General features: G+C 65.3%; 1 protein-coding gene and 2 pseudogenes. All 3 read left to right on the top strand.

Annotated features, from left to right (window positions below; translation table 11 throughout):
- Positions 1-163: pseudogene (locus DMC18_RS15770) on the top strand (single-stranded DNA-binding protein); the annotation flags it as partial.
- A gap of 212 nt (positions 164-375) precedes the next feature.
- A complete protein-coding gene (locus DMC18_RS15765) occupies positions 376-1,269 on the top strand; it encodes a hypothetical protein (RefSeq protein ID WP_110121447.1) in 894 nt (297 codons plus the stop codon).
- 1 nt (position 1,270) lies between these two features.
- Positions 1,271-7,260, top strand: a pseudogene (locus DMC18_RS15760) (hypothetical protein); the annotation flags it as partial.

The raw sequence follows: 7,260 nt of genomic DNA, 5'->3' as shown, positions 1-7,260 counted from the left end.
CGCGCCCTCGGGCGGCTATGACGACGGCTACGGCCAGGGCGGCGGTGGCGGCTACGGCGGCGGCCAGGGCGGCGGCAACTTCGGCGGCGGCGCCCCGCGCAGCCAGCCCAGCGGCCCGCGCGAGAGCTTCTCGGCCGACCTGGACGACGAAATCCCGTTCTAAGGGCTCGCCTGAGCGCCTGGACCTGAAGACGGCCGGTTCCGCGAGGAACCGGCCGTTTTTCTTTGGGCTCGCGCAAGGGAGAGGCGACAGGGCGTAGATTGTGCAGTTTCCGTGAATTTCAGAGGCGCATCGACTTGAAGTAGTATTTCTCAATTGCAACTAAACAGCGACTTCGCCTACGGTCTCGCTTGTACAAATCAGTGAGGCGTAGCGTGGCCGGTTCGCTTTTGGGTATCGAGTTCGTCGCCGATAGGCGAAGCGATAAGGCGGCGAGCGGCGGCGGGTTGCGGCGCGCCGTGCAAGCACCGCCCGCAAGGCGGCCGGGGGCGGCGGCGCTGACTGCCGTCGGGCTGCTGGCCTCGCTTTTCACTGTGCTGGCTCCCTTGAGCGCCTGCGAAGCGCAGCCGCCGTCTCCTCCGCCGTTGGCCAAGAAGTTCAAACCCCAGGCGGATGTCCTGGAGGCCTTGCTCTTCCCAGAGGGGCAGGACCTGGTCGTCCGTTTCGACGATGTGATCGTCGGCCAGGGACGACCCCTGACCGCCACGAAATGGGACCCGCCCGGCCCGAAGACGCGGGGGTCGCTTGAGATAAGAACTTTGCTGGGGGGCGATTTCGTCGAGGCCGGCACAGGTCTCGCCAAGGGGCGGCCGGCGAATTTCGTGCAGCTGTACGCGCCGTCCCTGCAGCCGTTCGCCGGCCATCCCGACCAGGTGTTGCAGGTCGCGTTCGGCGATGGCGCGGCCGAGCAGCTGAAGGTCGTGGAGCGGCCGGGCTGCATCGTCGTCGCAAGCCATGACCATGGGCGTATCAGCCGCATGGCGAGCGTCGCCGAGGCGGACGCCCTGAATCACACAAGTGGAGAGTCCAGGCGCTCCGACGAGATCCGTGCGCGGGTCGAGGACTGCAGGACGCGCGCCGCGGCCGCGGCCGTGGGGGCGTGGGGTGTTTTTTCCGCGCCGGGCGAGGCGGTCATCAAGGCCGATGGTTCCCCCGTGACCGGTCCCGCCGCCGGCCTCTTCGGCGAAGAGGTCGCCCAGGCGCTGCCCAGGATTGAGCCGGGTCTTTCAAGGCAACGGTTTCGCGAATTGACGGCCGGAGGAAACTGAGATGGCGAAGCGTAATCCTGCCAACGAAATTCCCGCTTATCTCAAGGCGCTGAACAACTATGCGAAGAAGGTGAATCTGCTCCTGCAGACTCCCGAGAAGCAGGCCCAGATCGTCTACGCCTTCACCAAGAGCTATTTCGACAATGATCCTGGCCTGGGAGTGTTCCGCGTAGACAGCCCGGGTGTCGATCCCACGATTTTCAAGAGTGCGCTCATTAAGGCGGTCAAGCGGTACGCCGCGGCGCTTCCTTTCGATGTCGGGGCGGAAATAGGCTACGACCCCCAAACCGGCGGCGTGACGCTGTCGGTCGAGGGCACCTACAAGAAGCAGGGCGTCAAGTCGGTCGTCACGCTCGGCGGCACCAAAGCGATCGACCTCAACACCTTCGGGCTGGCGGGTCTCGATGGCGAGCTGGGCAACCTGCTCAAGCTGGGCTTGAAAGTCTACAGCAGCCCGTTCGACGAGACGATTTCGATCGAATACAGCTTTGGCGGTCTGGGGCTCACCAAGACATCGGCCATCGTCGTCGGCCGCGATGACGGTCTGGTGACCTCGACCCTGTCGGGGTGGATCCGGGACTCGATAAACAACAATGGGCTGCCTCAGGACAGCTTGAAATATCAGGATGAAATCACCGCGCGAATGCTGGTGAACATCAGGAATGCTGAACGAACGCATACGAATTACGACCTGGCCGCCGACCTCGCCGCGCAGATCTTCCTGAAGACGCAACCCAGGAGGACCGAAAACACGATCACGTTGTACTGGGCTGAGGGGAAAATCACCGAATACTATGTGCAGCGGACGCGCGACCGTGTGACCGGCGCCGCGACGCTGAAGGTTTCCTACGTCGACAAGTCGATCACGACCGTCGGCTCCATGGTCGGCGAGTTCACGACCGAGGCGTTCTATCAATACGATCAGAAGACCGGTGCGATGCTCGGCCGGTCCTACAGGTACACCCGTAAAGCGGATGGCGTTCAGTTCATCGACTTGGCCGGCAGCGGCGATGTAAAGCCTGCGACGGCGGATCTCATTCAGGCCTTCCGCCGCCGAACGGACTCCTTCTGCTTCCTCGCCGGCACGGAAGTGCTGATGGCCGACGGCTCGGTCAAGTCGATCGAGCATGTCCGCGTGGGCGACCAGGTGCAGTCTTTCGACGAGACCGGCGCGCTGCAGGCGTCGACGGTCGTCGAGATCTATCCTGGGGAGGCCGCCGAATGGCTGCGGTTGCCCAATGGCGTGGAGGTTACGCCTGGGCACGCCTTCCTGACGGAACGCGGCGATTTCCAATCCGTCGGCGAAATGGTCGAGCAGGGCGTGAAGGCCGTGGCCGCCGACGGCGGGGCGGTCGATCTGTCCGGAGCCGAGGCGATCTCATCCGAAGTCGCCGTTCCGATCTACAACTTCGAGGTCGCTCTCACCCATACCTACATCGCCGGTGGACTGCGGGTGCACAATACGTCGCGTCCGCCCAGCCTGTCCGATGACGCCGGAATTTGGAGTGCTCCGAAGTTCATCTCCAATGGTGTCTACGAATACACGACGACGGACGAGAACGGGACCTGGACCTATCGCACCCACGACGCCGACGGCGACGGGGTGGTCGACTACACGACCTATGAGGTCGAGCGCGCCGGAGGTTGGAAGGAGCGTGGCAGACTCGGCACGAGCGAGGACGGCGTCGTCGCCACGGTGCTGCAGGAAATTCCGCCGGTGCGGTTCGCCGATTTCGCCCAGGCGCTGGGCAGCGCGCTGGGGTCCTATCTCGGCAATGGCAATGTCGCGACCAGCGTCGCCGCCAGTGCGGTGCTGGGGGCGGTCGGCCAGAATATCGGCCAGCTCATCGACTTGAAGCACGGGCTCGATCTCGGCTTCCACGCCAATGGCGAGATCAAGAAGGCTTTCGCGGACTTCAATCAGGATCTCGGCCAGGCGTTCCAGGGCGCGGTCGCCGGGCAGATCGGCAGCTATCTTTCGCTCGAGCTCGGCAAGGCGCTCGGCCTGTCCGGTTTCGGGGCCGAACTGTTCCAGAGCGTCGGTGGAACGATCACCTCGACGATCATCGGCAACGCCATGGGCGGTCGCGCCCTGTTCGACGGCCTGCGGGCCGCCGAAGCTTTCGGAACCAGCACTTCCGCCGCCGCGGCCGGCGGCTACAGCGCCGGCGTTCTCGGCAGCGCCATCGGCAGCTTCTTCGGTTCGAAGCTCGGCTCGATGGTGGTTCCGGTGCGCACCCAGGCGGGCGCGGCGTTGTCTTCGCTCGGCTCGACCCTCGGAACGATCGCGTTCAGCAGCGGGACCAGCGCCGGCATAGTCTCCACCTTCGCCGCGGCGATCCATGCCCAACTGGCCGCATCCTTTGGGAGAATCGCCGCCTCGATCCTCGTGCCGGGCATCGGGGCCTTTGTCGGCTTCGTGATCGGCGCGCTGATCGGCAACCTGTTCGGGCGCAAGAAGCCGAAGATTCCGACGGCCAGCGCCGAAACCGTGTTGCAGCTGCCCTACGCTCGATACGAGGTCGGCAGCATCGTCACCGCAAACGGAGGCAACCGAGCGCTCGTCACCTCGATGGCGACCCTGGCGCGCGATACGCTCAACGGCGTCATCGGCATGGTCGCCTATACCGACGATACCGCCTACGTATCCAACCTGAACGGCTACAGCACGACCCAGATATACGGCCACACCGGCAACCAGATCTATGTCAAGGTGAACGGCGTTCAGAAGAACTTCGGCTCTTCGGACGAAGCCGTCGGCTACGGCACGGCCATCGCCATCAAGAACACCAAGATCGTTGGCGGGGACATCTTCGCCAAACGGGCGATCAGCAACTCTTTGGCCACGGACATCACCGCCCTGGCCAGCGACATCAATCTCGCGGCCGAATACAGGCGCTACCTGGAGTCACGCTACGAGATCAACGCGCTGATCGCCGCCAGTCCGACGACCGAATTCGCGGCCGGCTGGCTGATCGAGCTGAATTCGATTTCGGAGCTGGGTATCGGCAAATGGTCGACGTCGGACTTCTACGGCGGCCTGCGCGGGTTCCTCGACAGCTTCGACCTGAAGAGCCGCAAGATGGGCTACGAGGACATCCGCGTCTTCGCCGTCGGCGACGGAATGGAGATCCAGTCGCGCAAGGCCGATAGCGACGGCCTTTTCTCGATCCTGTCGCAATCCCAGGCCGGGCCGGGCGACAACGACGTGCTCAACGCCCGCTTCGGCGACGGGCTGGCCGGCTGGGACCTGGCGACCTGGCAGGTCGGCAATCCCCAGCGTGGCGTGAACCTCAGCGCCGACTGGTCGGGTAACGGCAACGACGTCTTCTGGATGTGCATGCCGGGCGCTCCGGCGGCCGGGTCGGTCATCGACATGCGGTCGGCCGTGATGGTCTCGTCGGCCGGCACGCTCTACGAGGGCTCGGTCAAGGCCGCCCAGCATCGGGGCCTGGCCCAGATGTACATGGAGTTCTACGACGCCAACATGAACCTGCTGAGCGTGGCCTTCATGGCTGGTTCGGGTCTGGAAAGCGGCGCCTGGCAGGGTAACCTGGCCAACTTCAACACCATCAGCGGCACGGCCACGGCGCCGGCCGGCACGGCCTATCGGCGCATGGTCCTGCGGCTGGTGGCCACCGCCGGCGGGACCGATCCGTACGGCTTCTTCACTCAGCCGACCTCGCGGCCGGCCGACACGGCGACGTCCAGCTGGGACACCGAAGGCGAGGTGCTCAACATCGAGGACCTGTCGCAGATCGGCTATGCGATCACTACGCCGGGCGCGACGACCTCGGGCAACGACTTAATCGACCAGCGCCTGAACACCGGCGGGGTGGTGATCGACGACAATCACACCGAAACCGAGATCACCTACGAATACATCTGGAACGGCTGGGACTACGAGTACATCGAGCACGTCAACTCGGTCACGGTCTCGGGCGGCGATGACATCTTCGTCGGCGGCCAGGGCGGCGACCAGCTTTACGGCCGCAGCGGATGGGACTGGCTGGATGGCCGCGGCGGCAACGACTACCTCGACGGCGGCGACGGCGCCGACACCCTGCTCGGGCGGGGCGGCAACGACAGTCTGATCGGCGGCTCGGGCGACGATTACCTGGCCGGCGACACCGGCGATGACGGCCTCTATGGCGGCGTCGGCAATGACGTCCTGGTCGGCGGCGACGGCGCCGACACCCTGCAGGGCGAGGACGGCGACGACACCTTCATCCTGACCGCCGACTACACCTGGAACTGGATCGTCGGCGGCAACTTCGACTTCAACAGCGATCCGAACGGCAAGGACACGGTCAGCGCCGAGCGGTTCACCTTCGGGGTCACGCTCGACCTCGACGTGCGTCCCGCCGACTGGAACAGCCACCCGGACGCGGCCATCGCCAATCCGGCCAGCCGCCTGCTCGAGGTGCGCAGCGCCGACGGCTCGCAGTGGTACAGCAGCAGCGGCCTGATCAATATCGAGAACGCCACCGGCTCCGACTATGATGACCGGCTGTTCGGCTCGGCGGGCAACAACGTGCTCAAGGGCCTGGCCGGCGACGACGAACTCTACGGGCGCGAAGGCGACGACATCCTAGAAGGCGGCGCGGGCGCGGACCTGCTGGTCGGCGGCGGCTATTTCGACACCGCCAGCTACGAGGGCTCGTCGGCGGGGGTCTATGTCGACCTGTCCACGGGCGATGCGTTCGGCGGCGACGCCGAGAACGACATCCTGCAGGAGATCGAGAACCTGCGCGGCTCGCAGGCCGCCGACCAGCTGAAGGGCAACTTCTTCCACAATCGCCTGGAGGGCCTGGGCGGCGACGACTGGTTCGTGGCCACCAACGGCGAAGACACCTATGTCGGCGGCGAGGGCAAGGACTTCATCGATTATTCGGAGGGCTTCGCCAACGGGACCTCGACCTATCAGGTCTGGGTCGAGGACGGTTACTGGGAGTATGACCAGTGGGACTACTCCCAGTACTGGGTGTCGACGGGCGGTCACTATGAGACGACGACCACCACGGTCGCGGCCCTGAACATCAACCTGGGCAGCGGTTACGCCCAGGTGCGGGGCGTCGACGGCACGGTGTCGAACCACACGTTGACGGGCGTCGAGGGCGTGTTGGGCACGGACTATGCCGACACGATCGGCGGCGGCGCGGCCGACGAGACCTTTATAGGCGGGGCCGGCAACGACTATCTCTACGGCGGAGGCGGGGCCGACACCTATGTCCTCAACCGCGGGGACGGCTCGGACACCATCGTCGAGGACAGCGCCGGCTGGAACGTGGTCTCGTTCGGGGCGGACGTGAAGTTCTCGGACATCTGGGGCGGTACGGCGGGCGGCGCGAGCGGCTGGCTGGACCTGGGCATCCGGGGCGACGCCCAGGTGCGGGTCGGCGCCAATTTCTATCCGACGGCGGGCAACAATAAGATCAAGTCGATCGACATGGGCGGCGCCTCGCAGCTCGATATCGGCTCGGTCAACTTCGGCGTGGCCAGCGACGACAACTCCACCACACTGGTCGGCAGCAAGACCAATTCCGACCTGATCATGGCGATGAACGGCGACGACATCGTCTGGGGCGCCCAGAGCGGCCAGGTGGAGAGCAACGGCAACGTCGTGATCGGCGGCCTGGGCAACGACCAGATCCACACCTCCAACGGCGACGACCAGTTCGGCTACGACCGCGGCGAGGGATTGGACATCATCTGGGACACCGGCGGCGAGGACACCCTGGCCTTCGGGGCTTCGGTGGCGGCCGGGGACGTGATCTACCAGGTAGTCGGCAACGACCTCTACATCGCCGCGCGCGACCTCTCCAACACGGCGCTGACGGCCAGCCAGGTCGCCGACCGGGTGCAGATCGTCGGCGGCGGGGTGAAGTACGTGACCATGGACGGCTACTCCAACACCGTCCTCTACGAGAGCTTCAACACGGTCGAATACGTGCTGGCCGGCGGGACCTCGATCGACCTGCGCAAGCTCGA

Origin of the sequence: Caulobacter sp. D5, assembly GCF_003185805.1 — a bacterium.
GTDB lineage: Bacteria > Pseudomonadota > Alphaproteobacteria > Caulobacterales > Caulobacteraceae > Caulobacter.
This window is presented reverse-complemented; position numbering and strand designations above follow the sequence as displayed.